31 protein-coding genes are annotated in these 26,149 nt (G+C 57.3%); 6 read left to right on the forward strand and 25 right to left on the reverse strand.

The genetic code is table 11. The features are described 5' to 3' along the window. Nucleotides 1-52 precede the first annotated feature (52 nt). Nucleotides 53-1,990 (forward strand): glycosyltransferase family 2 protein, encoded by a 1,938-nt coding sequence (locus FHW77_RS09540; protein ID WP_004439783.1) that lies wholly within the window; start codon nt 53-55, stop codon nt 1,988-1,990. 182 nt (nt 1,991-2,172) lie between these two features. On the opposite strand, the gene FHW77_RS09545 is transcribed toward FHW77_RS09540, so the two are convergent. Next, nucleotides 2,173-2,466: a hypothetical protein gene (locus FHW77_RS09545; RefSeq protein ID WP_004439782.1), complete on the reverse strand. Its 294-nt coding sequence runs from the start codon at nt 2,464-2,466 to the stop codon at nt 2,173-2,175. Between the two features lie 52 nt (nt 2,467-2,518). After that, entirely contained in the window at nt 2,519-3,244 is a 726-nt protein-coding gene (gene aqpZ, locus FHW77_RS09550; RefSeq protein ID WP_004439781.1) for an aquaporin Z, read from the reverse strand. 671 nt (nt 3,245-3,915) lie between these two features. On the opposite strand from aqpZ, the gene FHW77_RS09555 reads away from it, so the two are divergent. The 4 genes from FHW77_RS09555 to FHW77_RS09570 all read left to right on the forward strand — a co-directional run bounded on the left by FHW77_RS09555 (nt 3,916) and on the right by FHW77_RS09570 (nt 6,946). Continuing rightward, entirely contained in the window at nt 3,916-4,731 is an 816-nt protein-coding gene (locus tag FHW77_RS09555; protein WP_182590447.1) for a hypothetical protein, read from the forward strand. A 17-nt stretch (nt 4,732-4,748) separates the two neighbouring features. After that, nucleotides 4,749-4,982: a hypothetical protein gene (locus tag FHW77_RS09560; protein ID WP_182590448.1), complete on the forward strand. Its 234-nt coding sequence runs from the start codon at nt 4,749-4,751 to the stop codon at nt 4,980-4,982. A 5-nt stretch (nt 4,983-4,987) separates the two neighbouring features. Next, nucleotides 4,988-5,473, forward strand: a complete 486-nt coding sequence (locus tag FHW77_RS09565; protein ID WP_182590449.1) for a hypothetical protein — start codon at nt 4,988-4,990, stop codon at nt 5,471-5,473. Nucleotides 5,474-5,800: 327 nt separating this feature from the next. Beyond that, nucleotides 5,801-6,946, forward strand: coding sequence for a YaaC family protein (locus FHW77_RS09570; protein WP_182590450.1), 1,146 nt, complete (start codon nt 5,801-5,803; stop codon nt 6,944-6,946). 107 nt (nt 6,947-7,053) lie between these two features. Here FHW77_RS09570 and FHW77_RS09575 read toward each other — a convergent pair whose 3' ends face one another. The 6 genes from FHW77_RS09575 to FHW77_RS09595 form a co-directional block, all read right to left on the reverse strand. Further along, nucleotides 7,054-7,377 (reverse strand): phage holin family protein, encoded by a 324-nt coding sequence (locus FHW77_RS09575; protein ID WP_182590486.1) that lies wholly within the window; start codon nt 7,375-7,377, stop codon nt 7,054-7,056. A gap of 1 nt (nt 7,378) precedes the next feature. After that, complete coding sequence (locus tag FHW77_RS26695; RefSeq protein ID WP_286086103.1) at nt 7,379-7,618, reverse strand: hypothetical protein; 240 nt, start codon at nt 7,616-7,618, stop codon at nt 7,379-7,381. Nucleotides 7,619-7,741: 123 nt separating this feature from the next. Continuing rightward, nucleotides 7,742-8,671 carry a glycoside hydrolase family protein gene (locus FHW77_RS09580; RefSeq protein WP_182590451.1) on the reverse strand — a complete coding sequence of 310 codons (930 nt, stop codon included), beginning with the start codon at nt 8,669-8,671 and terminating at the stop codon, nt 7,742-7,744. Between the two features lie 44 nt (nt 8,672-8,715). After that, a complete protein-coding gene (locus FHW77_RS09585; protein ID WP_182590452.1) occupies nt 8,716-9,876 on the reverse strand; it encodes a phage late control D family protein in 1,161 nt (386 codons plus the stop codon). Between the two features lie 2 nt (nt 9,877-9,878). Next, nucleotides 9,879-10,091, reverse strand: coding sequence for a tail protein X (locus tag FHW77_RS09590; RefSeq protein ID WP_142841030.1), 213 nt, complete (start codon nt 10,089-10,091; stop codon nt 9,879-9,881). 4 nt (nt 10,092-10,095) lie between these two features. Next, a complete protein-coding gene (locus FHW77_RS09595) occupies nt 10,096-10,560 on the reverse strand; it encodes a phage tail protein (RefSeq protein ID WP_182590453.1) in 465 nt (154 codons plus the stop codon). 33 nt (nt 10,561-10,593) lie between these two features. On the opposite strand from FHW77_RS09595, the gene FHW77_RS09600 reads away from it, so the two are divergent. Next, on the forward strand, nt 10,594-10,962 hold the full coding sequence (locus FHW77_RS09600) for a hypothetical protein (protein WP_182590454.1): 369 nt from the start codon (nt 10,594-10,596) through the stop codon (nt 10,960-10,962). Here FHW77_RS09600 and FHW77_RS09605 read toward each other — a convergent pair. From FHW77_RS09605 to FHW77_RS09685, 17 genes are all read right to left on the reverse strand, one after another. Beyond that, nucleotides 10,959-13,199: a phage tail tape measure protein gene (locus FHW77_RS09605; RefSeq protein ID WP_353618971.1), complete on the reverse strand. Its 2,241-nt coding sequence runs from the start codon at nt 13,197-13,199 to the stop codon at nt 10,959-10,961. The two genes, FHW77_RS09600 and FHW77_RS09605, sit on opposite strands and share 4 nt — an antisense overlap. Before the next feature lie 52 nt (nt 13,200-13,251). Next, nucleotides 13,252-13,521, reverse strand: coding sequence for a phage tail assembly protein (locus tag FHW77_RS09610; RefSeq protein WP_182590455.1), 270 nt, complete (start codon nt 13,519-13,521; stop codon nt 13,252-13,254). Nucleotides 13,522-13,596: 75 nt separating this feature from the next. After that, nucleotides 13,597-14,109: a phage major tail tube protein gene (locus FHW77_RS09615; protein ID WP_080816010.1), complete on the reverse strand. Its 513-nt coding sequence runs from the start codon at nt 14,107-14,109 to the stop codon at nt 13,597-13,599. Nucleotides 14,110-14,121: 12 nt separating this feature from the next. Then, nucleotides 14,122-15,585: a phage tail sheath subtilisin-like domain-containing protein gene (locus FHW77_RS09620; protein ID WP_182590456.1), complete on the reverse strand. Its 1,464-nt coding sequence runs from the start codon at nt 15,583-15,585 to the stop codon at nt 14,122-14,124. 99 nt (nt 15,586-15,684) lie between these two features. Next, nucleotides 15,685-16,248, reverse strand: a complete 564-nt coding sequence (locus FHW77_RS09625; RefSeq protein ID WP_182590457.1) for a DUF4376 domain-containing protein — start codon at nt 16,246-16,248, stop codon at nt 15,685-15,687. Nucleotides 16,249-16,250: 2 nt separating this feature from the next. Beyond that, the gene (locus FHW77_RS09630; protein WP_182590458.1) at nt 16,251-17,690 is read right to left on the reverse strand and encodes a hypothetical protein; all 1,440 of its coding nucleotides are present in this window, start codon (nt 17,688-17,690) and stop codon (nt 16,251-16,253) included. Between the two features lie 61 nt (nt 17,691-17,751). After that, nucleotides 17,752-17,925 carry a hypothetical protein gene (locus FHW77_RS09635; protein ID WP_182590459.1) on the reverse strand — a complete coding sequence of 58 codons (174 nt, stop codon included), beginning with the start codon at nt 17,923-17,925 and terminating at the stop codon, nt 17,752-17,754. Between the two features lie 9 nt (nt 17,926-17,934). Next, nucleotides 17,935-20,199, reverse strand: a complete 2,265-nt coding sequence (locus tag FHW77_RS09640; RefSeq protein ID WP_182590460.1) for a hypothetical protein — start codon at nt 20,197-20,199, stop codon at nt 17,935-17,937. Between the two features lie 12 nt (nt 20,200-20,211). Beyond that, nucleotides 20,212-20,877 carry a phage tail protein I gene (locus FHW77_RS09645; RefSeq protein WP_182590461.1) on the reverse strand — a complete coding sequence of 222 codons (666 nt, stop codon included), beginning with the start codon at nt 20,875-20,877 and terminating at the stop codon, nt 20,212-20,214. Next, on the reverse strand, nt 20,874-21,821 hold the full coding sequence (locus FHW77_RS09650; protein WP_210276993.1) for a baseplate J/gp47 family protein: 948 nt from the start codon (nt 21,819-21,821) through the stop codon (nt 20,874-20,876). The genes FHW77_RS09645 and FHW77_RS09650 overlap by 4 nt, the downstream gene beginning before the upstream one ends. A gap of 2 nt (nt 21,822-21,823) precedes the next feature. Then, nucleotides 21,824-22,201 carry a GPW/gp25 family protein gene (locus FHW77_RS09655; protein WP_182590462.1) on the reverse strand — a complete coding sequence of 126 codons (378 nt, stop codon included), beginning with the start codon at nt 22,199-22,201 and terminating at the stop codon, nt 21,824-21,826. Then, nucleotides 22,152-22,349, reverse strand: a complete 198-nt coding sequence (locus FHW77_RS09660; protein WP_182590463.1) for a hypothetical protein — start codon at nt 22,347-22,349, stop codon at nt 22,152-22,154. The genes FHW77_RS09655 and FHW77_RS09660 overlap by 50 nt, the downstream gene beginning before the upstream one ends. A 10-nt stretch (nt 22,350-22,359) precedes the next feature. Then, the gene (locus FHW77_RS09665; RefSeq protein ID WP_182590464.1) at nt 22,360-22,911 is read right to left on the reverse strand and encodes a phage baseplate assembly protein V; all 552 of its coding nucleotides are present in this window, start codon (nt 22,909-22,911) and stop codon (nt 22,360-22,362) included. After that, the gene (locus FHW77_RS09670; RefSeq protein WP_182590465.1) at nt 22,911-23,657 is read right to left on the reverse strand and encodes a hypothetical protein; all 747 of its coding nucleotides are present in this window, start codon (nt 23,655-23,657) and stop codon (nt 22,911-22,913) included. Before FHW77_RS09670 ends, FHW77_RS09665 begins: the two co-directional genes overlap by 1 nt. An 8-nt stretch (nt 23,658-23,665) precedes the next feature. After that, on the reverse strand, nt 23,666-24,055 hold the full coding sequence (locus tag FHW77_RS09675) for a hypothetical protein (protein ID WP_286086104.1): 390 nt from the start codon (nt 24,053-24,055) through the stop codon (nt 23,666-23,668). Further along, entirely contained in the window at nt 24,045-24,368 is a 324-nt protein-coding gene (locus FHW77_RS09680; protein ID WP_164056264.1) for a DUF2190 family protein, read from the reverse strand. The genes FHW77_RS09675 and FHW77_RS09680 overlap by 11 nt, the downstream gene beginning before the upstream one ends. A 75-nt stretch (nt 24,369-24,443) precedes the next feature. Continuing rightward, nucleotides 24,444-26,105, reverse strand: coding sequence for a phage major capsid protein (locus FHW77_RS09685; RefSeq protein ID WP_182590466.1), 1,662 nt, complete (start codon nt 26,103-26,105; stop codon nt 24,444-24,446). Between the last annotated feature and the right edge of the window lie 44 nt (nt 26,106-26,149).

Here is a 26,149-nt window from a genome sequence, read left to right on the forward strand (position 1 = left end):
TATACTATCCGCAGCAGGAAGTGGGGCGTTACCATGACGGTGGCGGCAGTGCATGGATTATTTGCGACACTATACACGAGAATCGTTTCGCACGACGCCTGCCGGGCGAAAAATTGCATTTTCCCGCATAGGCGACAATCCACCCCAGACGGTTCCTGATCGGGGTGAAGCCGGACACATGCGCTTCCTTCGGGCGCTGGGATTTGGCAAGCCGTATATCAGCGCGTGCGAACGGCTGGCGCTGGAAAACGGCTCGACGCTGGAAGCGGAACTGCTGGCCGGCGGCCTTGTCGCGACGGATGCCTATTTTGGCGCTTTCGCGAGGTTTTTGCGGTTACCCTTTGTCGCGGAGATCGATCCGGACCGGGTCGCAGATGTCCATCGTCTCGATACACAGCTAGCCGAGCCGCGCTTGCTACGGCTGACGCCTGCGAACGGTAAACCAGCACTTCTGATCGTGCCCGAGCTGGCGCGGATGAAATTACTGAAAAGCCTGCTGGATCGACATCCGCATCTTCTGGACGAGCTCGTGGTGACGACGCCGCATGCCATGCGCGATGCGATCTGGAAGGCGGGTGAAACACGCCGCTGTCGTGAGGCTCGCCAGCAACTCTTCAACACCGCGCCGCAGTACTCTGCAAGGATCACGCTTCAAGGTCATCAGGGCTTTTATAGCGGTATCGTCGTCACCCTGCTTACGCTCTCGCTGCTGTTTCACACACAGACGGCCATGGCCGTCATCCACGTCGCCCTGACGATGCTTTATTTCTTCACACTGCTGTTCAGGCTGTTTGTGCTGATGCAGACTTCAGGAGAGAAAGACACGACGACCGCAGCTGCGCTCGAACCCGACGGAAATCTGCCGGTCTATACCATTCTGGTGGCGCTCTATCGTGAGGACGCCATCGTCAGCCAGCTCATCGGCGCGCTGGAGCGGCTCGACTGGCCGAAATCCCGACTGGATATCAAGCTCGTCTGCGAGGCAGATGACGGGGCCACAATCGACGCCATCCTTAGATTAAATCCCGGACAGCATATTGAGATCGTGAGAGTGCCGCCTTCCCTGCCGAGGACCAAGCCCAAGGCGCTTACCTATGCGCTCTCCGGCGCGCGTGGGGCGTTCGTTGCCATCTATGACGCGGAAGATCGGCCACATCCGCTGCAATTGCGTGAAGCCTATGCGACCTTCCGCCATCAGCCGGAGAACGTGGCCTGCCTGCAGGCGCCGCTTATCATCAGCAATGCGCGCTCTTCCTGGATCAGTGCCTGTTTCGCCCTGGAATATGCCGGTCTGTTCCGTTCAATGTTGCCCGTGCTTGCGGCGCACCGGCTACCGCTGCCGCTTGGCGGCACGTCCAATCATTTCCGCACCGCCGTATTGCGTCGCGTCGGCGCCTGGGATCCTTACAATGTGACTGAGGATGCCGATATTGGCCTCAGGCTGCACCAACTCGGCTATCGATGCGGCGTCATATACCGTCAGACGCTGGAGGACGCGCCCACCGCGCTTCCCGTGTGGCTCAACCAGCGGGCGCGCTGGTACAAGGGTTGGCTGCAGAGCTGGCTGGTGATGACCCGCGCGCCTGTTGCGACGGCGCGCCGCATGGGATGGCTCTCCTATATCGTCTTCCAACTGTTGATCGGCGGCATGCTGGTGTCGTCGATGGCTCATCCCCTGCTCTTCATTTCCGTGGCGTGGATGGCCACGGCTATCGGGGACAGCGGTGCAGACATGCTGTTTTCGTGGCAGGGCGTTCTGTTTCTTACCGATACGCTGAACATCGCCGGCAGTTACGCCATATTCGTGCTGATGGGCAGGAACAGGATGATCGATTACGAGAGGAGGCAGGTGGGAAAACGCTGGCTGGCAATTCCGCTTTATTGGCTGATATTGTCTCTGGCGGCCTGGCGTGCCGTGCTTGAGTTAAAAACCAAGCCTTTCGTCTGGAACAAGACGCCTCACGTACCAAGCGTTAGCAACACTACCTGAAACGGTTGCCGCTTCGATCCTTTACCTGGTCGCAGAAGGCGGCTTCCATTTTCTGCCGGTATCGTCGCGATTTGCAAAACCGAAGCCGGCCTTACGCAACTCGCCCACCAATGCGCATATAATCGACGTCTGCCGGAGCGCTTCGTCCGGCAGACGTCCCGTTTCATTTCAAGCGTGGTCGATTATCGTGCAACAAGCTTGTTCTTGATCAGGCCGACGATGACCTGGACGATCAAACCGCCGACACCGCCGCCAACGAGCTGGCCAGCAAGGACGCCGATATCCACACCGCCAGCCGCCGCGTCTCCCGCCGCCCCAAGCAGCGATCCGAGCACGGTTCCACCGCCAATACCGCCAATGGCGCCGGCAATCAGGTTGCCGAGCGCGCCAAGGTCAGAGTCCTTCAGTATCTTTCCACCGGCTGTCCCACCAGCCGCACCGCCGATGATCTGGGCCAATATCGAAGCAAGATCCATGTCATCCTCCTCACTTGTTTTCCCGACCATTCGGAAAAACAAAGCCTCCTAATCACGTCTGTGCGGGCTGGATGGAGCCGGCATGGCCGACCTTCTCTTCCTCACCGAAAATTTTCCAGATTACAGCGCCAATCGCCCCACCGACGATCGGGGCAAGCCAGAACAGCCACAGCTGCTGCAGAGCCCATCCACCGACAAACAGGGCCTGCCCCGTGGAGCGGGCCGGGTTGACCGACGTGTTGGTGACCGGAATGGAGATCAGATGAATGAGAGTAAGCGCAAGACCGATGGCGATCGGCGCGAAACCGACCGGCACCCTGCCATGCGTCGACCCCAGAATGATGATCAGGAAAAACGCCGTCAGAATAACCTCGATCAGCAACGCCGACAGGAGCGAATGTCCCCCCGGCGAATGCTCCCCATAGCCATTGGCAGCAAAACCACCAATGTCAGCCCCCGCCTTGCCGGTGACGATCACGTAAAGAGCCGCCGCGGCAACGACCGCCCCCAAGACCTGCGCAACGATATAGGGCACTAGGTTTGCTGCCGGAAATTTACCGGCAACGGACAGGCCGACCGAAACAGCTGGATTGAAATGCCCGCCGGAAATACCGCCAACCGCGTAGGCCATGGTCAGAACCGTCAGACCGAAGGCGAACGCGACACCCAGGAAGCCAATGCCGAGTTCAGGAAAAGCAGCAGCAAAAACCGCGCTGCCACAGCCACCAAAGACCAGCCAGAAGGTTCCCAAAAATTCAGAGAGAAGTTTGCGACTCATAACATTTCCCCATCATGTTACGACTGGATCAACTATTACGTGCAATTTAATCGTAGTCAAGCAAAATCACATAGTCCCGCTGCCACCGACGTGGCAGCAGACAGGGGCCAATATTTTTGGCGAGGGGATCAAGGAGACTGGAGCGGGTGAAGGGAATCGAACCCTCGTATTCAGCTTGGGAAGCTCAGTCTAACGTAACGATTTCAATACATTGCGGGTAAAACTCTTCCTTTGGCGTCGAAATTCTCTCAATGTTTTCAAGAGCGCTGTAAAACTATGCGCGCCCGAAAACATGCGGAAAGACTTGGATATTTCGGGTACGGGGGCCGTACTACTTCTTAATAATGGTACCACAAGCCGGGCCGCTGATTTTATGGAAAATCAGCGGTTTGCGGCATTGTTGGACACTTTGGTTTTCCATACACTTACTAGGCTTTTTCAAAAAGTGTCCAATGCCATTCTCAGATTCTCTGGCTTCCGATTCCAAAGGTCGCAGGTTCGAATACTGCCGGGTGCGCCATATTTCTCAAGGCCTTCAAACTTCATCCCCTTCGCATTTTTTTCACAGGAAGCATATAGGAAGCGCCCACAGGACTTCTGCGCTTCGGACACATACTGGACTAGCACCGGCCAAAAGCTGTAGCCTCGCGTCGGGCGAAGGGGATAAGCGGGTGAAAGAGTATCTGCACGATTTTTATGTGTTCGCTGTTGGAATGCTAGCGACTGTCATTCTTTTGGCACTCGCAGTTGCAGTTACCGATTTCGATATTTTCAGTTGGATGGCGTCACTTAGTAAAGCGGACTTTGCCACCCTTCTGTCGGGCTTCGGTGGGGCGGCCCTTGGTGGAATGGTATCATGGTTCTTGGCGAAGGAAGCCGGTAGGGAAACTCTAGCCCGAGACGAAGCGCAACGCCGAGCGAACGAAAGAGCGATGGCGCTCGCGATCATCCTTAAAACACAACAAATCGCCAACGGCCTCTTCACGCTAAAGAAATACTTCTACAAATCTCGCCAGAGAGCGAATGAAGCCCGGCGACTATTGCGCCCCATGTGGGAAACCACGAAGCCAGTTATATCCCCAACTCCTTCGAGATTAAGATACGATCCAGCCGAATTTGCACCGTTGATCGCAGCAAAGCGAGCAGACCTAGTTGATCGGTGTAATATTCTGGCCCTACGTTACGAGGTCAATGAGACTATCGTAAATGACTATAGCGCCCGAAGGTCCGCTTTCCATGACTTGATGGGGCCATATTCTGAATTGTCGGGGCCAGACGGCCTCGTTACAACGTCAGTCCCCCACGAGATGAAAAACCAATTCTTAATGAAGGGGCAGGAGTTGGAGGACATTATCCGCCAGCTTTACGAAAACGTGGTGGAGGATTCAGTAGAAGCTCGGGCACTGTGCGATGAGTTAACGAGCGTCTTTCGGAAACACTTCGGGGAGGACGTTTACGCCCTCATTTCAGGTGAAGAAATTTACTGACCGCGCGGAGGCTTGTGGTGAAGGTCATCAACTTGAATGATGAACTTAAGTTTGCAGAAGTCCGCGATCTAATCACCGTCGCGATGTTGCTGAAAATTACTGTTCACCATTTCACAATGGGTACATGCAGAGGATGGCTTTACGTATATGCCGACGACAGCGAGGTTGAGCAGTTCAAGGCGATCGCAGACCGATTCAACTTCCTACAATACGATCCTACACAGCAGGGCGATACCGACGAGGACTTTTAATCAGAATGATTGACTTTCTCCAAGCCCTGGGGGCGTTCGCGGGTTTTGCAAGTTTCGTATTTATTGTTTGGGAAAAATGGTTTCGTCAGCATCCCACCGCAATCTTTGTTTCGCAGCCGCTGATTATTGGCGGAGCGAACAAGTTCCTTTCGCTGCGAATTACTAACAATGCGACTAGACCTCTCATAGTCACATTCGAAAATGGCCTGCAAAGTACAAATCTTTCCGTCTCCACAGACAACACTCTAAGTGCGATTATTCAATCGATCTCGCAAGAATCTATTTCCATCGCGCTGGACGCAGGAGAAACGAGCCTTCTGCCGGTTTATTATCCGGAAAATTTCGATGAGCTTGAACCCGACTCTGTCATGGAGTTGCCGTTTCGTTGGCAACTCGCCCAGCCGATAGTATGGCAAAGGGAAAGACGTATAATTACTCGGATTACAAAAAGAGCCAGCCAGATCATGACCGATGATTGGACAGACTTATAGGAAGGTTTTTTTAGCTGGAGAATCGTCCGCTTGATTGCACACCACATTGAAAGGAAACGCTGATGATCAGCGATGAGGGCGGCAAGCTATTAGACGCGCGTGTTGCAACGGTCACCGCAGGAATTGTTAGTCTAAAAATCCGAAATACCTGCGCCGTGTGCGGAAAAAGTCTGGGAACTATGGTCAGTCAGCACGCAATTCAAAAACGTCGACACCGAGATCGAAGATCATCCCTCACTTCTAGTGAAACGGTCAAATACGTCCTCAACATGAGTTGCGCTGTGGGTGTTATGGCGCCGATCCGACCATCGAGCATATGGATTTCCCGTGCCAGCTAGTTTTTTATATAATTCAACGACGATTATTAACGAGAGCCGCTCGCGCGAAACAATCTGGAGGCGTTTAAGTCAGTTCCAAGATATAGAGCGCTCGACTGACCGCCTGATGAGCCGACGGCCTGAAATACCTTCAACCCAGCGCGGGAATGTGAAGAAACAAATCCAAGAAATAGCGTTCTCAATCACACAAGCAAAAGAGTTTTTTAGATCGGCGGAGATCTGTGGCCCAAGTACGCGGGCTTTGCAGGCTTACTACGGTCTTACGGCTTTGGCCAATGTCTTAATTCTGTGGGATGGGACTGGAAATGATAGTTTTGCGAGGCGCGACGGTCGTTTCAACTCGCACGGACTTGAATTGAAAATCGGGGAGGACGTCTTGGAATTTGGCGCAGAAGCCAAGCGCCACAGGGACGGCTCTTTGAATGGACTGTTTGGATTATGGCACGGTTACGCAACCCATATCCCACATTACGCGGAGCGCCATTTTCAATTTGGGTCTGAAAGCGGAACGTCTCGCCACGAGCCTGTTTCTTCCGTGACCGCCCTCTCAGAACTGCCTTTCCCATCGACACCTTTAACGCTGCTGGAAGCGATGCTCCATCTTCCCGACCTCCAACAGAGTCTCCAATCATTCGGAAAAAATCCGAAACTTGTGCGTGGGCGGATGGAGAGTCTTACCACCTTCGACGACACGAACGCTAATACGGACGCACATCTGATTTACACGCTGCATCCATCCCCCACCGCCATCAGAATGGCAGTGATGGACAAGTTTCTGTTCAAGCCCCTGATGTACGAAGACATCACCATACAAGCGCCGCCTAACGGAGCTCTAATAACAATCAATACGATGCGAGAAATGCAAGGCTGGCATTCTCCAGAATCATTCAGTGGAAGCATCAAACAAATGTATTTCGTTGGGGATGGTGATTACCTGAATGAGTTCGGATTCTATTATGTCTGCCTTTACATTGCGGGCATGGTTGCAAGATATCACCCGAACAAATGGATCAAGGAAATCAATTCAAATACAATTTCCGCGTCATTAATTGATGAACTGGTGGATTCCAGTATCAAACGCGTACCACTTCTATTGTTGAGCGCACTCGAGAGATCAGTATTCATATATGATTAGGGGGAAATATATTTGAAATAATTCATGAATATCATCAAGTCAAAATATATTGATAGCCAAGCCACAAAATGTGAGAAGCCGCCCAGCGAGCTGGGCGGCTTCTCACATCAGTGGGTTATCTGCCGGTCAAACCACTTATGGAAGAGGGCTTCGACACCGCGCGGCCCAAGATAGGCCAGAAGCGCAATCAGCCCGGTTGATGCAGGTTGCCCGAGATCGGCGTAAGCGGCTGCGCTTTCGCCGATGACCGCCATGCCGAGCGCGACAGGCAGTTCCCAAAAAAGTTCGATGCCGAAGAACTTGCGGCGACCTTTCCGCGCCTCATTCCCGTGCCACATGAAGCGACCAAGCAAGGAGGCGATGATAGTGGTGAATGCACCACCAACCCACGCATTCATCAGTTCGATGAAAGAGGTGTACTTTTCCGGCATTTCAGCGACCTTTTCCATGACGGGCGCATTCGTCCCGGTTCCAAACGTCGCCACCACAAAGGCCCGCAACCGTCCGGTCAATTTTCCGTTGATCTTCCGACGTTGCGCCCCGCGCGCCGATCAGGTCAGTTCCGACGACCCGGCGTAGGCCGGATACATCGACCGGCCCTGAAATCCCACACCCCGCCAGCGCAATCGTCGAAACGATGACGAGCGCTGTCCGCCCTATCCCCAGCCGCATTATTCTGCCTTTCAGTTTTGATTACCGCGCGATCCGTCGCGTTGCGGTCAATGATGAGAATGCCAGTGGCGATGAGAGACACCGCCACAAGCCCAAGCAAAACGTAAACTCCGGTTTTTGCCATCACACCGCGACCTCGCGACCAAGCAGACTGTTAATCCGGCGGGAGAGAACGTCGCGCTTCCGATAGGCGATGATGCCAAGAACGACCGCCCCGACAAGAAGCGCGATCCACCCCCAGGGCAAACCAAGCGACCATGCGGCAAAGCCGGAACCAAAGAGCGAGCCAGCGCCGCCCTGCACCGCCTCTTTCGTGGCGGCTGCGTCACGACGCAGCTGCGACAAGGTGGCGGGACCGATGATGCCATCGGCAACAAGATGCGGGTGCGCAGATTGATATGCCTTGACTGCGGCAGCAGTCTTTTCGCCCATCCAGCCGTCGATTGCGCCGGGATTAAAGCCCTTCGCAGAGAGGATCGATTGCGCTTCCTTTACTACCGGATCGGGCTGCGCGGGCTTTGTCTCTTGCGCCGAACGCGGAACCCCTTCACCAACACCCGTGTAGATTCCCTTTTCGAACAAAAGGGCTTCTTCCTTGCGCCTGCGAACGAGGCCGGGCAGCTTCTTGCCCCCCGCAGTGTTGTAGTGGCTGGCAAGATAATCCGCCGCTTGCTTTTGCTTTCCTGCCCGCCAGAATTTCGCCCACTGCCAATCCATGGCACCCGTGCCAAGATTGAATATCGCCGACACCGCCGCATCCATTTCATGCTGTTTGCGAGTGTTCGGTGACTTGGCAACCACCGCAGGCTCGAATTCGTCCCGAAGCACTGCCGCGAAGATGGCATCCGACTGGGCTGACGTGAGTTTCGTTTTACCCGGCACTAATTTTGTAATGCCGATCTTTTCCAGTTCGCGGCGAACATACCGGCTGCGCATCGTGAAACCGCGCCCGATGGTCGGAACACGGACAGGGTCAAGGTAGCAAGTAAGCGGGTTTCCTTCATGAGCGCTCATAAAGCCGCGCCCACGCGGTGACGTGGTCACAACGGACATGGTTATCTCCTTAAGATTTTATGGAAGAATGGAAGGGCCGCGCCCTAGTTTTCGTCCGTCCGACCGAAGCGGCGCGGGGTCAGGAATGCGGATGGCGTGGCGGGCGTACCGGGCGCGCTGTTTGGGGCAACCTTGCCGGTTGTTTTCGAGGCGTCCGGCGTAGCGCTGGAACCACCGCTTTCCGTACCGGCCGATTTTTCAGTTGCGGATTTGCCATCGTAGAGCCTGCCCGAAACCGCCACTTCAAGACCGCCGGTCTTCGTGTAGGCCGTTTTCGCCGTCTTGATGATGTATGGCACACCGTCCACGCCGGGCCGGACATCGGCGAACAGTAACGGCAAGCCTGCATCAATACCGGCATCGCCAATCACGGTGACGGAAACCGAGCCTTCACCGCGCCGCAATTCCTTGGCTTTCGCCTGCGCGGCCTTGTCGGCTTCGGCGGGCGATGCATACGGTTCCGGCAGACGATAAACGCTATCGCCGTCGGCATCTGCATCCGCGTCGATTTCCACGCGCTCCGCCTTATCGGAATCCTGATAGTACGCCACGACCTTGCTGTATTTCGTGCGGTCGTTGATTTCGACTTTCAGGCTTCCGACCTTGATTTTCTCAGGCGTCAGGATGATGGAGCCGAGCGGCGCGCCGGATGCAGACAAGCCGGAACCAAGCCGGGTGAAGATCAGCCGCCTTTGTTTGACCGCGAACAGGCCGTTATGCCGCTCAGCCAGCCGCCGCAGGAAATTGATGTTGCTTTCGTCCTGTTGCGCCAGCCAGTCATATTCAAAGTCGGCAAGGTCATCATCAACAGCAGGGGCTAACCCGCTTTCGCTGGCGATCTGCGACAGGATATCGCCGAGCTTCGATTTATCCCATGACCTTTCCTGCCGCTCTTTCAGCTTTCCGCTGCGAAGGTCCGCAGCCTTGCCGGAAATAGACATTTTGTAAGGCAGGCAATCGACATTGACTTTATCCGCGGTGAAGATGCCTTTCGGCACGAGATCGTCACCGAAACCCATCTTGACCGAAATGATGGCCCCCTTACGCGGGATTGCCAGAAAGTTCGGCGGACCGTCATTCAGTTCGATATCCACCGTGTCGGATTTCATGCCCTCTTCGTCAGTGACGGTGAGGGAAAGCAAACGCTCATAGAAATGGCCTGCCACCGGCACGCCGTCGATACTAACTTCCACGCGCGGTTTCATGGTCAGTCCCAAAGGCTGGTCAACGGCTTGGCCGTGCTGGTGGCGGGTATGTCCGGCATGGTGATTTTCGTGCCGAGAGGAAGAACAGGCCCGAGCGAGGCAAGACCCGGATTGGCATCTATGACGGCTTCGACCACTTTGGCCGTGCGCCCATAGAAAGCGAGACAGGCGAGATCAACCGTCTCCCCCTGCCGTGTGGTGTAAATCGTCGCCATGGCGTCACCTGAAAAGCTCTGACAGGAAGGATGCAGCCCGATCCACAAGACCGCCCGCACTTGGCAACGTGCCAGAACCGGAGCGTTTGAGCGTGATAGAATAGGCGTTTCGCCCTGCCTCGCCCCGGCGGTTAATGTAGCTGCGATCCTCTTCGACGCTTTGGACCGTAAACATTCCTTGTATGACGCCCTGCGCGGCATCGCCGGTCACAAGCATCATTTCGGTTCCAGACATCGACGCAGCAATAATACCGTCAAGCTGCGATTGCCCGCCGAACTCTTCGGGGAAAATCACCCCCGAGATTGTCACTTCGTCGGACGTGGGGCCGGTCCATTGCTGCTGGTTGAGGGTTTGCCCAACAGGCATATCCACCCAAGGCGTATTTACCTTGCGTTTGACACCCTGATAGCCAAAGCCCAAACCCTCGAAGGCGAAGCCCCCGAGCATCATTGACGTTACGCCGGTCATGATCTACCTAAATTTAACGTTGGGGGACGCGGAATGACTGAGAGCCAGACGGAAACACCAGCAGCAAACGAGTGGCCGAAGCGCATCATATGGGCAGCGATTATCGCAGGAGCGATATATGCCTACAGCAACTGGGATTCAGTTTCCGTCCAGCTTTTTGGCGCAACGGCTTACACCTGCAAAAGCCTAGTGCCCGACGTTGTGAAAATCTCTGCCGAGAACACGAACGCTTTTCAGGTCAAGGTTGTCGGCGTCATCGATTCCAAACAGGTTTCAAAAACTGATACCCGCCTGGAATGCGAAGGCATAGCCATGCTTGCCAACGGTCAGAAAGCCCCGATCAGTTACCGCGCATACGAAGAGGGCGAACAGTGGTGGGTGGTTTACGAAGCTAAACCTTAATCACTGAATGAACCTTCGAGGTTCGGAGCTAGTGCATTCGAAATCTCGCTGATTGCCGCAGACGCAGCGGCACGCGGATCGACCACCCCTGTTATCGTAATCGGCGCATGGATCGTGATATCCGGGCGCTGTGGGTTAACTACCCGCACGTCTTGCGTGCCGGAGGGCCGCTCCATTTGGGCGAGAGATGACGAGTCAATCCGAACCGTTCGGATTCCTAGATCATCCATAGTTTTTCCCGGTAGGTTGTCGGTAGACCCACCAAAGCCCGCAGCCCGAGCCGAACGCGCTGCATCCAACGACAACTGCGCCGACGCAGAAGCTGGAAGAGCGGTCGAAGGCGGGGATGACGCGAAATAGCTTCCGACCGCGTGCAGCAAGTCCTCCGGGCCGGGAAGCCACGCTTTTCCCTGCTTGTAAAAGGTGTCGCCAGTATAGCTGGCCTTACCCATTTCCCAAAGGCCAGCGCCAGCGGTTCCATAGATGCCTATACGGGCTAGGCCGGTAGCGATCGAACCCCATCGCCCGAGCAAACCAGCCGTCGCCGCTCCGCCTGCCGCCGCACCCGCCGAACCAGTTCCAGCCCCCGCAGCGGCACCACCCGCCACAGCACCGCCGCCAACAATGGCCGCGATTGAGCCGACAGTTTTCAAAGCCCCGAGCAACGTGCTTGCGCCGGACAACACAAAGAGCGCCGCCGCGAGTTTGCGAATGGTGCCAGCCAACATAGAGATACCCATGCCCCACGCAAAAAGCTGGAAGCCGTAGCCGGACATTTCCGCAAAAAACTTGGCGATAGGGTTATCCTTAATCGCATCGTTCAATTCGCGGATGGAAGCGCCCCATTCCTTCGCCCGCATGAAAATTGCTCCAATGCGGTCGGCGGCGTTCGGATCAACAGGCCCAAGCAACAGGTCACCGAGATCGTTCATGAATTCCTTCATGCCACCGGTATAACCGAAGCCCTGCGCAAACCCCTTCGTGAAATTGGTGATCTGATCGAAGATCGTCACGCGGTTGCCGAGCGTGTCCAGCACCTCGCCGATGCCCTGCGCGCCCTCGCGGATGGTCGGCAACATGCTGTCACCGATTTCCGCGAACACGTTTGAAATCTTGTTTCCGAGCAGGTCCAGAACATTTTGCGTGGTGCTGGCGCGCTGGATGTACTCATTGAATGCCGAGCCTGCATATTTCGTGCGGTCGGCCACGCTGTCTAATGCTTGATCAAGCAGCTTGATGTTGCCGACCAGCGGCATGAAGGCGCGGGCTTCATCGCCGAAGAATTCGGACAGCAAGGAAACCTGCTTATCCTTAGGCGCTTTCGCAATCGCCGTCAGCACCTTGCGCATGGTGCCTTTCGCGTCTTTTTGCATATCCTTGGCGATGGACGGCAGATGCAGCCCGAGCGCCTTGGCGGCGTCCCGCTGCGACTTCTTGGCAAACTCGCCTTTCGTCAATGCGCGGATGACGTTCAACATGGCGGTGCCCGCCGTGCTGGCATCCGAACCGGCGGAGATCATGGCGCTACCCATGGCCGCAAGTTCTTCTTTCGCGAAGCCGCCCATTTCACCGAAGGAGCCGACCCGCAACATAAATTCGGTCACGTCCTTGGCCTTGGACGCCATGTTGTTCGACAAGTGGTTGATGGCATCGGCCATATCGCCGGTTTCGGCGACTGTCAAACCAAGCTGCGTTTTCAGCTTTGCAAGACTTTCGCCCGCCTCGCCTGCCCCGAGATCGAAGGCGATGCCGACGCGCGCGGCCATTTCCGCAAAGCTCTGTAAATCTTCGGTCGCAATGCCGCTTTCACCTGCGGCGGCGAACAGCGCGGCAATGTCGTTTGCGGCCAGCGGGATTTCGCCCGACATGCGCCGGATGCTACGGCGCATGTTTTCAAACTGGTCCTCATTGGCTTCGACTACCTTTTTCACGTCTGCAAATGCAGACTCGAAACTGATGGCCGCGCCCGCCGTCGCTTCCAGACCGCGCGTGACACCAAAGTAACCAGCGCCGAGCGCAACCGCCTGCCCGATCAAACCCCGCATAGGCGCGAAGGCGGAAGCGGATTGCGCCCGCAGGCCGTCCAGCGCGCGTCCGATATGTCGCGCGGTGGCGCTCGCATCATCAATAAGCGAGATACGGAGGCTGCTTTGCTGGACACCCATGGTCATTCTCTCATGATTTTTCTTAACTCGGTGGCCTTGTGGAAATATGCCAGGAGTTTTCGGGCGGGCCACCGCTCAATCACGTTGAGCGGTGTGTGTGTGGTACTTGCGACGTAGACGGCTACTAGCCGCCAGTCGTGGTTTTCTGTTCGTTTCCCAACAGCGGTTTCGTCTTGGCGATGATCGCCTTGAAATCGCTGCCCTTGATCTTCTTGAACGCAGGTAACGGCACATCGGAAATGAGGGCGAGCAGCGTGACCATCCGCGCGAGGTCGGAGGTGGTCTCGTCCGCCACAAGCAAATCGCCGACATCCGGTTCGCGGAAGGTCAGGTCAGTATAGGTCTTGCCGTCATACTCGACCGGCTTGGCGAGCGTTGCAGAGATTGCGTCCATGGTTTCACCTGAAAAAATGGCCCGCAGAACGCGGGCCGGATTGGAAGGATTTGGAGAGAAAAGAAGCGGCAGCCGTTACAGCAGCAAAGCGTTTCGGATATCGCCAAACTGCGAGACGCCACCGACCTTGAAATCAAAATCGTCCATCTCGTAGATTTGCTCGCCGTCGATTTCGAGCTTGTAATAGTTCACGTCGACTCCGTAGTCGTTTTCGGAAAGCTCGCCTGCCTTCCACGTCCCGGCATCCGGCTTGTACACCCTGCCGCGAATGGTCATCACGGCGCTATGCGTGGTGCCATCTTCGTCCACCAGCGCCCCGGTGATCATGAAGGGCGTTTCCTCGCCGATCTTGATGCCGTGCAGCTTCAAAATCTGCGGGTCCACCCCCGGCATCTTGAAGCTGAATTCCAGCGCGTTGTAACCGAGATGCACCTTGCGGGCCTTGATCATCCCGGCATTACGGACATCCTCGCGGACGGCTTCGGGAACCGGCGGCGTGATATCGCCGATCTGCCCGAGCTTGCTTTGACGGTCCGCCCACAGCATGCAGTTCCGCAGGATGTAGGCGGGGAGAGTTTTTTGCGCCATGTGAAAAGCTCCTTACGCGGCGACCGAGAGCGCGCCGATTTCGATTGCCCCGTTCACCTCGTCAATCAGCAACTGATAGCGGACGATGTTGCGGTGGGTGGTGATGTGGATTTGCTCCATGAGGCCAACCGGCTCGAATTCGACCCCGAGCAGGGTCTTGCCGTTGACCATCAAGGTCGGGTCGTTCTGGTCGGACAGCCAGACGCTACCGCCGAGAATGTCTTCGTTCTTCGCGAAGACACGCATTGCGGCGTTGCCGTCTTCGATGAGCATCTTGAAATTGCCCTTCGTGGTCTTGCGATCCACGTAGAGGAAATAGAGGTCTTCAAGAGACTCATTGATCATGTCGGCGGTGGCGCGCACGCTGTCGAACTGCCACAGCGGATCATCAATCGCGAGACGGCTACCCCACGTTCTGAAGCCGCCGCGCTCGTTGATGATCGTGGCGACCTGATTTTCGTTCAGGTAGTTGCTGTCATCGGGATAGGAGATCGTGCGCGCGACACCGTCGATGGTGCGAATGATCTTGTTCGACACCGACCCGGAGAAGCCTTCCGCCGATGCCACGACACGGGCGCGGACGCCAGCGAAGACAGCGGCAACAGGCTTCGTCACCGGCACGCCGTTGACGTTCTTTATCACCTTCGGATCAATGATGAGGATGCGACCGCCGTTAACCGTCTGGCGGAAGCGCACGGCTTCGGCGTCGGTCGTGTTCGGACCCGAGATATAGGCACGGGCGCGGATTTTCGGGGTGATGGCATTGAGCGCCGAAACATAGGGGTTAGCCACGTCGCCGACATTTGCGGTCGCGGTCGGCAGCACCTTGCCAGCATCTGCCCCGCCGCCCGTGAAGGTCAGGACGGGCGCTTGCGACATTTTCTTGCCGGGCGCAACGACCTTGACGGAAACAACCTTGTCGGCGTCGGCCCCGGTTCCCATCACGGCCTCCAGCGTCGGCAATACCTTGCCGGGATCATTGCCGCCGCCCGTTGCGGTCACGACTGGCGCTTCGGTCAGGTTATCGCCCTGCGAGGTCAGCGACACCGAAACCACGCCGTCCTCAATCCATGCGCCGGTATCTCCGGCAGTGATGATGACACGCGGCTGATAGCCGGTCAGGGCTTTGGCGCGGAGTGCCGCATAAAGGCCCGTCCGGGCCACGGGATCGCCGATGAGGTTGTTTTGAAGTGTGGCAGGGTCGGGGCTTTCGGGAACACGGTTGACGATGCACCAAGAGCCGCCTTCATCGAACACAGTCTTGATATCTTCCAGAAGCGTACCCGCCGCGCCGAGCGCGGTTGCCGCTGTCAGCGACCGAACGATGGTCGGATAGTTGAGAGGGAAAGCGGCAGGGTCCGCGTCAGGCGCAATGCCGTTGACATAAGTAATGCCGCTGCGGGTCACACGCAGGATTGCCGGGGAGTCGGCGCTTTCGACAAGCTTGACGCCATGATGATAGGACAGGTCAACCATTCGGCTGGTCTCCGTTGAAGGTTCCAAATTTTTGAAGGAAGGTTCCGGCTCAAACCCGGAAATGAGGAAGCGCCCCGCCAGATCGGGCGGGGTGATTTGTCAACTGGCGTCCGGTGTTCCAATAGGCCAATAGGTATCGTTCGAAGCGAAGTCCGCCGGTATCGGGTCCATGTCTTTCAGCGCGCGCGCCGCGAAAATATGAGCCTGCTTATGGGCCATCGCAGCCTGCCCCATGGCAAATGTCGTTTGCGCGTCGAGCGGATGCGTCGAGTTGTCAGCCGCGATCCATTCGAAATCACTGTCGCCGCCGTGCCATCGGAAATCGCCCGGCTGTGCGCCGTTGACCATGGCCGCGAGCGCAGCCGTAGACGCGCCTGCGATGTTCTCGCGATCCTGCCGACGCGACTGATAAACGACCCCGTTGAATGTGAAGCCTGCCGCAATGCGCCGATCACGCTCGCGATCAACTTCCATTTCAGTTGGTGCGGTCACTGCAAACGGTTCTGGAGTGTTGCCCGCCGCTAGCCACTCATCTCGCAAGTGCCGCAGGTAATTGTCCGCCGCAAGTGAAAGGTCGTCCGACCATTCCTCGCCACTGGACATAACTAACTTCACCGCCGTAGACGGCGTCGGGGCGGTGAAAATGATATTCGATACGGTCATTTTCAAAGCCTCGAATTTGCGATTAGGATTAGCTCCGCCCCGCTATCTGCTGGGGCTTGGCCATTCGGCGCGACATATGCTCTCTTCTGAGAGTTGCCCGTGTTGAGCCCAGTTTGCGCGCCACCGGGAAAGCCACCGAAGTTGTTTTGTGAAAAGGCTTGCACAACCGGGCTGCCTCTCATTTCGGTTAGATCAAAATTCGCAATCGCCCCGCCATATGAGCCGTGCCCGGTTGAGAACACGTTCGCACCACAGACGCGGAAAAGGCGGCGGCAAGCCTTTAAGACCTTGTCGTAATCAGGCTTCTGCCATTCCGGCAACTTTGTGCCAAAATACAGACCAATATCCGCGATTTCGAGCGTGTTTCCGACCGTTGCCAGAGCGTTGGTTTGGGCGGCTGTGCCCAAAAAGTTCCCGGCCACCCAAGCGCCTTCGGTAGCCGTCATAAAGCTGCTGCCAAAGGCGAATGTCACACGCGCCCTAATGCCCGTGCCCGATGTGTCCTTGAGCCAAGTTCCTGCCGTATCACCCGGAACAGCAAACGAAATAAGTTTGTCTTTGTTTGCTTCCCCAGCCGTGACAGTAAACATCGCGACATAGGTTCGCGTGTTATCGAAGTTCGTGAAGGATAGGCCGTAGGTTCCTTGCGGCAGGCAAACGACACCGCGCCATGTGAAAGGCTTGGCTCCAGCGGTCCCAAATTGAAGGTCGGAAACATTCACGCCTTCAATCGGAAATTCAGCTGCATAAAAGTCGGTTGCCGCAAGAGCCGCATCGGCTGTTTGAACGACCAATCGCGGCCGGGTGACAGAGCCATCGGAACTCGTTTTGGCTGCCAGTGTTCCGCGTAAGATCCCGCCGCCACGTGCGCCGACGACAACCCCATCAAACAGATAAACGCTTGGCGTGGATATATCGAGCAATGTTCCGACATTGCGATCCTGACTGACCTGAAACGCGGGGTTCAGATGGCGATTTTCGTTGCTGGCCTTGGTCGAATCCGCATCCGCAGCAGCCTGCGCAACGGCGTCGATTGCTGCCCGTTGCGCGTCACTTACAGGCTTGTCCTTGTCGGACGTGTTGTTGGCGTTGCTAAGGCCAACATCTGCCTTGTCCAGCGTGATATCGCCGGCAAGGTCTTTTCCATTCACCTTGCGAGTGGTCGGGACCTTTTCTGCCAACCCTTGGGAAAGGGCCTGCGCTGTCGCGTAGTATGCGGGCAACTGCCCACCAAACTTGAGCGTGTCGGGAGCTTTGCCGCCGATAATGATCTGGTCAATTTGCGCCTGCGCCAGATCGATCGAAGTTTTCAGATTTGCAAGCTGCGGCGCAACGTTCACCTGAATGTAGTTGAGTGACGCCTGAATGCCTTGGGCCTGCAAGCTTTCAAACGATGCCTCTAGTGCCTCGCGGGCCTTTAGCCGCTCATCAAGGTCGGCCATTGTGGAATTCCACAACAACCGATCAATGAGCGTCGTCGGCCAAGAGGGAAGCTGATAGCCGTTAGACCTCTCTGGCATAGTCAAGCACCTCGTCGCCTTCCTGTTCGATGATGGCCACCACGACCTTTCCAAGCATGGTGATTTCATTGAGCGGCTTGAAGGTGAAGGCCCCGCGCTTCACCGGGCGCGAAAGCTTCACCTGATAGGTTTTTTCCGTATCGATCTGGAAAGCCATGGGGACTCCTTAAAGGGCAGCAATGAAGGCGTCCTGCACGAACGGGACCGACACGACATTGTTTGTGGTTGCGGCTGGACGCATACGCGCAGCATTTGCCGCAGCGCCGAGCGTGTATGTGGAAAGATATGTCCGGCGCGTTGGCACCTGCGCATCAAAGATGATTTCCGTTGTGTCAGGATTTACCACCGCGTTGCCGACCATGATGGCAGGCGTGAAGGTGTGGCGCTCCGCGTCGAAAGCATCCAGCGTGTATTGCGTCTGGATATGCGTTGTAGCAAAACCGAACGGGAAGCTTTTGGTGACGGCCCGCATGGTGTTGCGGTTGCGGGCGACACGGGAAATCGCTTTCTCGTCAAGCTGGATCATGGGCTGCAAATCAGCCGTACCCATCATGACCATGCGCAATTCCACCGAGGCCGGAAGCCCGACAAGCGGATTGGTCGCCGGGTCGCCGTCATCAAGCTCCGTCCAAACGGTTGAGCCTGATGGACGGATTTCCCAGCCGAGGGCACAACCACCCGGCACCCAACCAGCGAACAACATGTCGATTTGCGTCATGCCGTCCGCGAGGTTCAAAGCCTGCATCGGGATAACCGTGCGAGGGCTGCGATAACGGGCGGCGTTGAGGCGGAAGCAGATATCTGTTTCCATCGAACCTTGAGCAAATGCGCCGTCAGTCGTCAGAAACTGCGTTCCGCCCGTGTACTTGTTCGCGGCGGAGACATGCAACGCATGCGCACCGGTCGTGACCGTCACGAAGGCATAGCGCTTGCCGCTCTCCAGTAGTGTGATGGGCAGAACAGCCTTGTTCCAACCGACGATAAGATTTGCGTGGTCAAGCTTGCCCTGCGCCAACACCGCATCGAAACGCGGCATGCCATTAGGTGTGGTTTCAACGATGAACACATGCACATCGCCATCAGCGCCGACGCGAGCAAACGAAAGGTCAAGGCTCGTCAACTGCATCGGTTGCGCGACAAGGAACGACTGCCCGTAGATGGAGCCGTTGACGCCAACTTTCTCAGTGACGTATTCCCAGAAGGGTTCGTTGTAAATCTCATATCGGATTTGCCGGACGCCATATTGCTGATGGCCCGGCCCGCCATTTGCGCCGACATAGACCACTTCGAAGGTCTCGCCGCCGACATTGAGCATTTGCCCCACCCTGGAATCACCCCCGAGGCCAGACCATCCCGCCACGTTTTCACAGGCCCATTGCGTCGGGCCATAGGTGATACGAATGCGGGAGGCTTCCTTGCGAACAAGCGTGGTTTCCGTGTGCACCAACTGCGAAATGTTCAGCGTGCCATCCAGCGACGTGTTTGCAATGCGCGTCACCTCGTCAAAGGCTGGCACCATGCGGCGACCGCGAAACACAATCTTTGGATCGTCTTCCGCCTGCAATTCGAGCCGGGCCTGAGCTTCGGCGGCAAAACCAAAGCGAACACCCTCTTCGATACGCGCAAGCCAGTCTACATGCACCATGTCCCATCGATCTTTGACAAGCGCGTTGTCGAAGACGTAGGCGCGGGCTTCGTCCGGCAAATCGACTTTCAAGCGGGCCGCGCCGATATCGCGTTGCATCTGGCGAATGATGACCGGACGGGGAATTTCCGTCAGCTTGGCCTTGATGTTGACGATCTGCGTTTCAATCGTCTCGGTCCGCATGAAGAGGCCATCAAGATCGACCTCCAGCGCGGTAACGCGGCCCTCCACTTCATAGAGGGTTTTCACGCGGTCACTATTGCCCGGCTCAATGGTATCTACCCCGGAAGAGGTCAGCAGCACAAAGGCAATACATGCGTCGGTGGAGGCCACAAGGGGCTTGACGGGAACCGGGTTCGCTTCGCCCGGCTGCACGATCAGTTCGACAACCCGGCGGATTGTCTTCGGCGTGGTGCGGTTGACGATGACGCTGGTTTCAGGATCGTCGGAAGTTTCGAACGGGCGGTTTGCCGTGTCCGTCACTTCTTTGCCGCGAAGCAGGATCGCAACCCAACGCTGGTCGGAAGCTGCCGCCGGGATATAAATCTGAAGGTTCATATCGTTCGGCGCTTCCTGCGCATAAACGATTTCCCCGGCAACATAGCGGCCAGCGGAGACCGTGATTTCCTGCGCCGATTTACGCGCCACCGTGAAAGCGGCCCAATGTGCGGGATAGCCGATGGCATCCAGCCAGAGGCCGTCCGTCGCGGCCTGCGCCTGTAAACCGATGGCTTCGAAATCGGCGTGATCGGCGATTTCAGCTTCTGCAAAGGAAGTGCGCTGCATGTGTCGTTACCCTCAATCCAGCCGCTTGCGATCCATGTAACCGCCGATGGCATGGCTTCCGTCGATGAAAATGTTGTCGTTAAAGGTGATGCCGCGCCGCCATGCGAAGGAAACCGAATAGAGCGTTTCCGGCGTCTTGGCGGTCGTCATGGCGCGCTTGGCGCGGCGGATAGGTTCAAGGTTGATTGCCGTCATCGCCGCCCGCCCGAAGGCGCTGCGGCCTATCTGAAAGCGGTTCTTCGGCGCTGTCAGCGTGACGCGAACAAGGTAATGCGCAACAAACGGCTGGTGCGCTATCGGCGTTCGGCCAATCACCGCCCGCCCGAAGGTGAAGCGGTTCGGATGTGCGATGCGATCCACGATTTCCGCATCAACAAACGCAAGGTAGCGTTTCAGCCCGACAAGCGTGCCTTTCAGCGCGCCCAAGGGAGAGGCGGGATAGAGCGTCGAAACCCCGGCGCACTGCGCAATCATTTCCCGCTTGCGCTCTTCGGTCCAATCATCAAACCAGAGATCGACGGAATGATGCACGGCCAGCCAAGGCAGGAACCGCGCGGGCGTCTGGTAGGGGTCCATCAGAACCGCGTAAGGTATCGGCAGATCGTCCGACATACCGGCGGCAAGCGCCTTTTCGAATGGCTCCGCCGATGATGGCAGCAACACGCCTACTTCGCTCATGCCCGCACCTCGACAGCGATGTTAAGGCTGGTCATCACCGGCACCTTGTAGGCGTCGGGCTGGATGACGACCGGCGAGAGGTCGCGCACCCTGATAACGCCGTCACCAAATGCCGCCCCCGAAAACAGCGCTTCGGGGATTTCCCCGCCAATCAGGATGCGGGAGGTCGCCGCTGCGGTGACACGCTTTTCCGCTTCCTGCCGAACGATATCCGCAGACGGCCCGACCGCCGGAATTTCGAGGACAAGCGAGACCGCGTATTCCGTGCGCCCGGCGGCCATGACCGAGATAGCCACGGATTCCGGGGCGCGGTTCGGGTTTGTTACCGACGACCGGACAGTGTCCAGCTCCAGGACGGTTGGAAGCCTGCCCATCGGGCCGATGATAACAACATCCGTATCACCGCGACGGCCATGCACAGCCCGGCCATTTACCCGCGCGTCCCAAAGCCCAAGGGCCTTGTCGGCAGATTGCGGCCAAGCCGTCCACGCATCAAACAGATATCGACCGGCTGAGGCAGCGGACGGTACATCGAAGGACAGGAAGTAACGTCGCAACAGCGCGTCATCGCCTTCCATAATTGCCGCCGCGTTTGCGGTTGCAGGGACAACGATGAGACGGAATACCTTCTGGTCCGCGACGACCGCATCAAGATCAGAACCTTTGGCATACGCCGCCAGCAGAGACCGGAAAGCGTCATTGACCCGTTGGCGATCAAGAAGCCTCAGATAAGACCACGCTTCGCCGACAACACCCGCCGGGTCCGTTTCGAGATCCTGCACGTCATATTCTGGCAGGCTTGGATTGATTGCTCGCTGCGCGTTCCAGAATGTGAGGAACCGGCTCTTGAACTGGCTGTAGAGCGTTTCAAAATCCAGCGGCTCAATTGCGTCTGGCACCGGCAGGCGGGACACATCAATCGTCGTCGGTACGTAAATCGCCATGGTCATCTGCCCCGATAAATGACGCGGACGCTGGCACTCTCCGCAATGGAGTAATCGCCACGATGGCCGCGAGGGTAATAGGTGCCGAAGATATCGAGCGCGATGACGCCACCGGCATCCGCTTCGGTCACGCGCCCGGCAGTCATGCGGAAGCGCGGTTCCCATTCGAGGATTGCCGTTGCGGCGGCAGAGTAGAGCGCAAGCACATTCCGCCGCGTCATCTTGCTGTCTATGAAATCAGGAACATTGCTGCCGAAGGTCCGCCGCATGACGCGGGAGCCTTTCGGCGTTTTCAGGATTTTGCGGATTGACTGCTGCGTATGCGGCCAATCATTCAGCGGTGCGCCGGTCTGACCGTTTACGCCGGTTGAGCTTGCCATGGGCGCTATCCTCTTTTTCAGGGAAAACGACATTGCCGAAGGGCGGCGCAAGCTCGCGGGCTTCGTCGTCGGTCAGGGGGATGATTTCGCCAGCCGACCGCCAGCGCCCGGCGATTTCGCAGCCGGTTCGAACCTTGTAGGTTTTCATGGGGATTTCCTCAGTCTACCGCGAAGACATGTTCCGAGCCTTCGACAATAGGCCACAGCCCCTTAGAAGAACCCGAGCCTACGTCCACCTTGTCGCCGATGCGGGCAACACGCTTGCCGCCGTCACCGCCAAGCTGAACGTTAGGTGATTCAATAATCACCGTCGGCGACGTGATTTTCACCTGTCCCGCAGCGGCTTCAATGACGGTGTCGTCAATCTTGATATGGAGCGGCGCGTCGCTGTTCTCGCGGGCATTGTCGTCGCTGTAGGTGGAAAAATCTATCTGCGCATCGGTCATGTCGCCGTTTTCGGAAACAACATCCACCTGTTCGCCGACGCTGTAGAGGACATCCACCTTGACGCCACCGGCAGCAAGCGTCCGCGCCTTGATCCATGGCGTCAGGTACGGCTTTCCCGCCTGTTCCGACAGCTTGACGCGATATTTGGATTTATCGTCGCTGACTTCCGCAATCGTTCCCTTGCGCCGCCGGTTGCGGTTCCGGCGCTCAAGTTCGGCCATGCGAACATAAAGGTCTGTTATCTGGTCAACCAAATTGGCCATCAGGGCGACCCCTCGTAAGGCGTGATCAACATGGCGTCGGCCTCGTCATGAATGAGACCGTACCGCCGCATGGCCTCCTGCAATTCGCTGGCGTTGCCTGAAAGCTGCGCACGAATGAGAGCAATCTTTTCCGCCATGGAAGGATCATTCGGAACAAGGTCGCTTTCGCACTTTGCAAGGAATTTGGCGAAAGGAGAGCCGGGATTGAGCGGTTGCCCGCACAACGGTTCGGCCACCATATTGGCAGTGATTTTCAGTTGGTGCGCGGCAAGCCGCATGCCGTTCGTATCGCCGCTGATGCGCGACCGCGAGGCGGAATGAAAAGACAGGCAAAGAGACCGGAAGATTTCCGCCCATTCGTTTTGCGGGTCATTGAGGGCATCGCCAGTCTGGCGAAGCGCCATATCAAGATGAAACTCAAATGTTGCATCCGTCGCAGGCATGCCGAGAATAACGCTTTCGTCCGTCTCGGCGTCCGTTACCGCGTGCGCCGTGGTTACGCCAGCCTCAAAAACGATATCGAGTTGCCCCGGCGAGGTCAGCGAGCGAAGCTCAAGGCCTTCCAAAAACTTCGAACCATCAGTGTAAACCGAGATAAACGGCTTATCCTTATCGGTTCGCAAGGAGCCATCGGCAGCGATATCGAGCACGCCGATTTCGCTGTCCAGCACGTTTTCGCCAACGACCGTGTTGCCCTTGGTCGCCTCCACGGCGGAGATACGGGCGGCAAAACGGATAAAGGACATGCAAGCTCCTAAATCTCTTTCAGGGCGACAGCAATAAGGTTGCTGTGCCGGTCACTGACGAAATCGACCGACCAAGCCGGTTCGCCAGCCCTGTCCATCGCACGCACCCGGTCACCGGATTGAAGCGCCGGGCCTTGGTATGTCGAGCGGTCAATGAACAGAACGGCATCCGCCGCAGCGAAGCGAACGCGATGAGGGCCGCTAGCGGCATTGCCTGCCGGTCGCGTTGTGTCGTCTTCCGTGTGAAGGGCCTCGCAGCGGATGACGATCTGCGGGCGTTCCGGGTCCACCCTGCCGTTCGACATGAACGACAAGCGGACCGTTTCGCCAAAAGCGCCGCCAACCTTACGGTCAACGGCAGCTTCCAGTTTCCGCCAATCGACCATGTTACTGGTCAACCAGCACTTCGCCGAAATCGGACGGGTTGATTGCATCCGCAGCGGCATAGCCGATCTTCGGACTCGCACCACCGTTGTCAGCGGTTGTTGCTTTAGCGCCATCCCAATAAAGGATTGCACCTTCAGCCCACCCCTGCGCTTTGGTCTTCGGCAGAGTGAAGAGACCCTTTCGGGCAATATTGACACGCTGACCAGCCTTGGCGGAAAACTCCGCTACGCCGAACAGCTTGCCGACAAGAACGCCGTCGCCGGAATTGACATCGGCGGGCGCGGTGACTTCCACCGTATCGGCGGGGCCTCGATAATTTTTCATGGTGATCTTCCTTGCGATCAACGTGAGGGGAAAGGGAGAGCCGGGCGGCTCTCCTAACGAAGTCAGGCGGGCGGCTTACGCTTGGCCGGGGTTGTGATAGCCGAAGCGGAAATCGGTCGCGCCGCAACCGAAGTCGTGTTCCACCGACATGCTGAAACCCTGCGAGCCGAAGGGTTCGTCCATGCGAACGCGCGGAGCCTCGTAACCTTCGAGGTAACCCCAACGGTAATTGGAGCCGGTCGAAGGATCGGCGAAGAGGTTCCAGGAATTGTCCGCGATCTGCGACGTTTCCACCAGTTCGAACTTGCCGGAGAAAATATTGACCGTGGAAACCGTGGCGGGCGTGATGGATGCCAGCAGCTTTTCCGCATCGGTCAACTGGTTCGGGCCGACCAGCATGATACGCGCCGGGTTTGCGAGCAACGGCTTGCCATCCAGAGAGGTTTGCCGACCCATCGACTTGCGGCCTTCGCCGACGCTATCGACAGTAATCGCAGAACCAGCAGCAGCAACGTTCTTATGGTCAGCATGGAAGACGGTTTTGCCGTCCGCAAGCTTGCCGTTGTACGCACCGCCGTAGAAGGTGACTTCTTCGAACAGGGCAACCGAAGCGCCGTAGCTCGTCAGCAGTTCGGCGATGGCGCCAAGATCGTCATTGATGAGCATCTGACGGCTGATATTCAGGGCGATGGCGTAACTGAAAGCCTGCACGGCTTCCTTACCTTCACCGAACGAACCGAACTTGATCTTGCCGTTTTCCAGAATCTTTTCCAGCATCGGGAAATCGCCGGTCTTGACGATCGTATCCGGGCGGAAGTCGCGGAAATTCTTCTTGCGGGCAAACCGCTTGAAGGTCGGCTGCGCCAGTGCGTAGCGCTGTTCCAGCGTGCGATTGACAGCCCCTTCAAAAATGACCGGGAAATCAGAAGTCGAATGCGCGGCACGGCTGAAGATGTTGTCGATATCGCGGGCATTCAGCATGCGGCGACCGTGGAAGTTCACGCAGTCGGCAGCGATATCGACCAGACCTTGGCCCATATACTGGCGAGCGGCGGCGGACGGACCGGCCTGCGGGACCGGCGCGCCGAGACCGTATGCCAGAGCTTCCACACGGGCCGAACGGATGGTATCGGCTTCGTCATTGCCGACCTGCACGCGAACGCGGCTATCGGTCGGCGTGGCGCGTTCATTGGTCACCATGTGGTCCAGAAGCAGGCCCCGGAAGCTATCCAGAGAAGTGCCGGAGCGGATATGGTCACGAGCGAAGTCAGGGAAACCCGCGCGCGCCGCCAGATCATCGATAGTCGTCACGCGCTCGCGTTCGGCCCGTTCCGCGTTCTGCGCGACAGCCTGCGGACTGGTGGCGATGGGCGTGGGAGCCGTGCCGCCGCGCTCCGCAGCTTCAAGCGCCGCAATCCCGGCGCGGACGCCGTCGAGTTCGGCAAGAATGTCCGAATGCTCTTTTTCGATGGCGCGGGCGGCTTCATCGGAAAGCCCTTCCACCAGTTCCTTGCGCTTGTTTTCAGCGCGCGTCGTCAGGTCAGCGGCGGTCGCCCGCAGTGCCAACAGTGCCGGCGTGGCCTGATAGACATGATCCAGCATGCCGCGCGTCTGCACGAATGCATCGTGACCGATCAGCGAGGCGGCGTGGGAAGGGTCGGCGGAAAGAATGGTGAAGGCGAGACCGAAGCAGACGATTGCGGCGACGGTCGCGAAAACATATGCAGCCTTTTTCATGGCGTGCGGTTCCTTTTGTATTACCGGGCAGGACAAGCGCCGTC

Origin of the sequence: Agrobacterium sp. RC10-4-1 (assembly GCF_014138475.1) — a bacterium.
Lineage (GTDB): Bacteria > Pseudomonadota > Alphaproteobacteria > Rhizobiales > Rhizobiaceae > Agrobacterium > Agrobacterium pusense.

Bases quoted from the DNA above. Each gene is read 5' to 3' on its own strand.
- FHW77_RS09595 (WP_182590453.1), bottom strand. From the start codon at position 10,560: ATGACCGGCGTAACGTCAATGATGCTCGGGGGCTTCGCCTTCGAGGGT.
- FHW77_RS09660 (WP_182590463.1), bottom strand. From the start codon at position 22,349: ATGAAAACCTACAAGGTTCGAACCGGCTGCGAAATCGCCGGGCGCTGG.
- FHW77_RS09600 (WP_182590454.1), top strand. From the start codon at position 10,594: ATGACTGAGAGCCAGACGGAAACACCAGCAGCAAACGAGTGGCCGAAG.
- FHW77_RS09685 (WP_182590466.1), bottom strand. From the start codon at position 26,105: ATGAAAAAGGCTGCATATGTTTTCGCGACCGTCGCCGCAATCGTCTGC.
- FHW77_RS09545 (WP_004439782.1), bottom strand. From the start codon at position 2,466: ATGGATCTTGCTTCGATATTGGCCCAGATCATCGGCGGTGCGGCTGGT.
- FHW77_RS09640 (WP_182590460.1), bottom strand. From the start codon at position 20,199: ATGCAGCGCACTTCCTTTGCAGAAGCTGAAATCGCCGATCACGCCGAT.
- FHW77_RS09655 (WP_182590462.1), bottom strand. From the start codon at position 22,201: ATGGCAAGCTCAACCGGCGTAAACGGTCAGACCGGCGCACCGCTGAAT.
- FHW77_RS09645 (WP_182590461.1), bottom strand. From the start codon at position 20,877: ATGAGCGAAGTAGGCGTGTTGCTGCCATCATCGGCGGAGCCATTCGAA.
- FHW77_RS09650 (WP_210276993.1), bottom strand. From the start codon at position 21,821: ATGGCGATTTACGTACCGACGACGATTGATGTGTCCCGCCTGCCGGTG.
- FHW77_RS09575 (WP_182590486.1), bottom strand. From the start codon at position 7,377: ATGCCGGAAAAGTACACCTCTTTCATCGAACTGATGAATGCGTGGGTT.
- FHW77_RS09625 (WP_182590457.1), bottom strand. From the start codon at position 16,248: ATGACCGTATCGAATATCATTTTCACCGCCCCGACGCCGTCTACGGCG.
- aqpZ (WP_004439781.1), bottom strand. From the start codon at position 3,244: ATGAGTCGCAAACTTCTCTCTGAATTTTTGGGAACCTTCTGGCTGGTC.
- FHW77_RS09580 (WP_182590451.1), bottom strand. From the start codon at position 8,671: ATGTCCGTTGTGACCACGTCACCGCGTGGGCGCGGCTTTATGAGCGCT.
- FHW77_RS09540 (WP_004439783.1), top strand. From the start codon at position 53: ATGGATTATTTGCGACACTATACACGAGAATCGTTTCGCACGACGCCT.
- FHW77_RS09610 (WP_182590455.1), bottom strand. From the start codon at position 13,521: ATGGACGCAATCTCTGCAACGCTCGCCAAGCCGGTCGAGTATGACGGC.
- FHW77_RS26695 (WP_286086103.1), bottom strand. From the start codon at position 7,618: ATGCGGCTGGGGATAGGGCGGACAGCGCTCGTCATCGTTTCGACGATT.
- FHW77_RS09615 (WP_080816010.1), bottom strand. From the start codon at position 14,109: ATGGCGCAAAAAACTCTCCCCGCCTACATCCTGCGGAACTGCATGCTG.
- FHW77_RS09665 (WP_182590464.1), bottom strand. From the start codon at position 22,911: ATGGCCAATTTGGTTGACCAGATAACAGACCTTTATGTTCGCATGGCC.
- FHW77_RS09585 (WP_182590452.1), bottom strand. From the start codon at position 9,876: ATGAAACCGCGCGTGGAAGTTAGTATCGACGGCGTGCCGGTGGCAGGC.
- FHW77_RS09635 (WP_182590459.1), bottom strand. From the start codon at position 17,925: ATGGCTTTCCAGATCGATACGGAAAAAACCTATCAGGTGAAGCTTTCG.
- FHW77_RS09620 (WP_182590456.1), bottom strand. From the start codon at position 15,585: ATGGTTGACCTGTCCTATCATCATGGCGTCAAGCTTGTCGAAAGCGCC.
- FHW77_RS09670 (WP_182590465.1), bottom strand. From the start codon at position 23,657: ATGTCCTTTATCCGTTTTGCCGCCCGTATCTCCGCCGTGGAGGCGACC.
- FHW77_RS09680 (WP_164056264.1), bottom strand. From the start codon at position 24,368: ATGAAAAATTATCGAGGCCCCGCCGATACGGTGGAAGTCACCGCGCCC.
- FHW77_RS09565 (WP_182590449.1), top strand. From the start codon at position 4,988: ATGATTGACTTTCTCCAAGCCCTGGGGGCGTTCGCGGGTTTTGCAAGT.
- FHW77_RS09630 (WP_182590458.1), bottom strand. From the start codon at position 17,690: ATGGCCGACCTTGATGAGCGGCTAAAGGCCCGCGAGGCACTAGAGGCA.
- FHW77_RS09590 (WP_142841030.1), bottom strand. From the start codon at position 10,091: ATGGCGACGATTTACACCACACGGCAGGGGGAGACGGTTGATCTCGCC.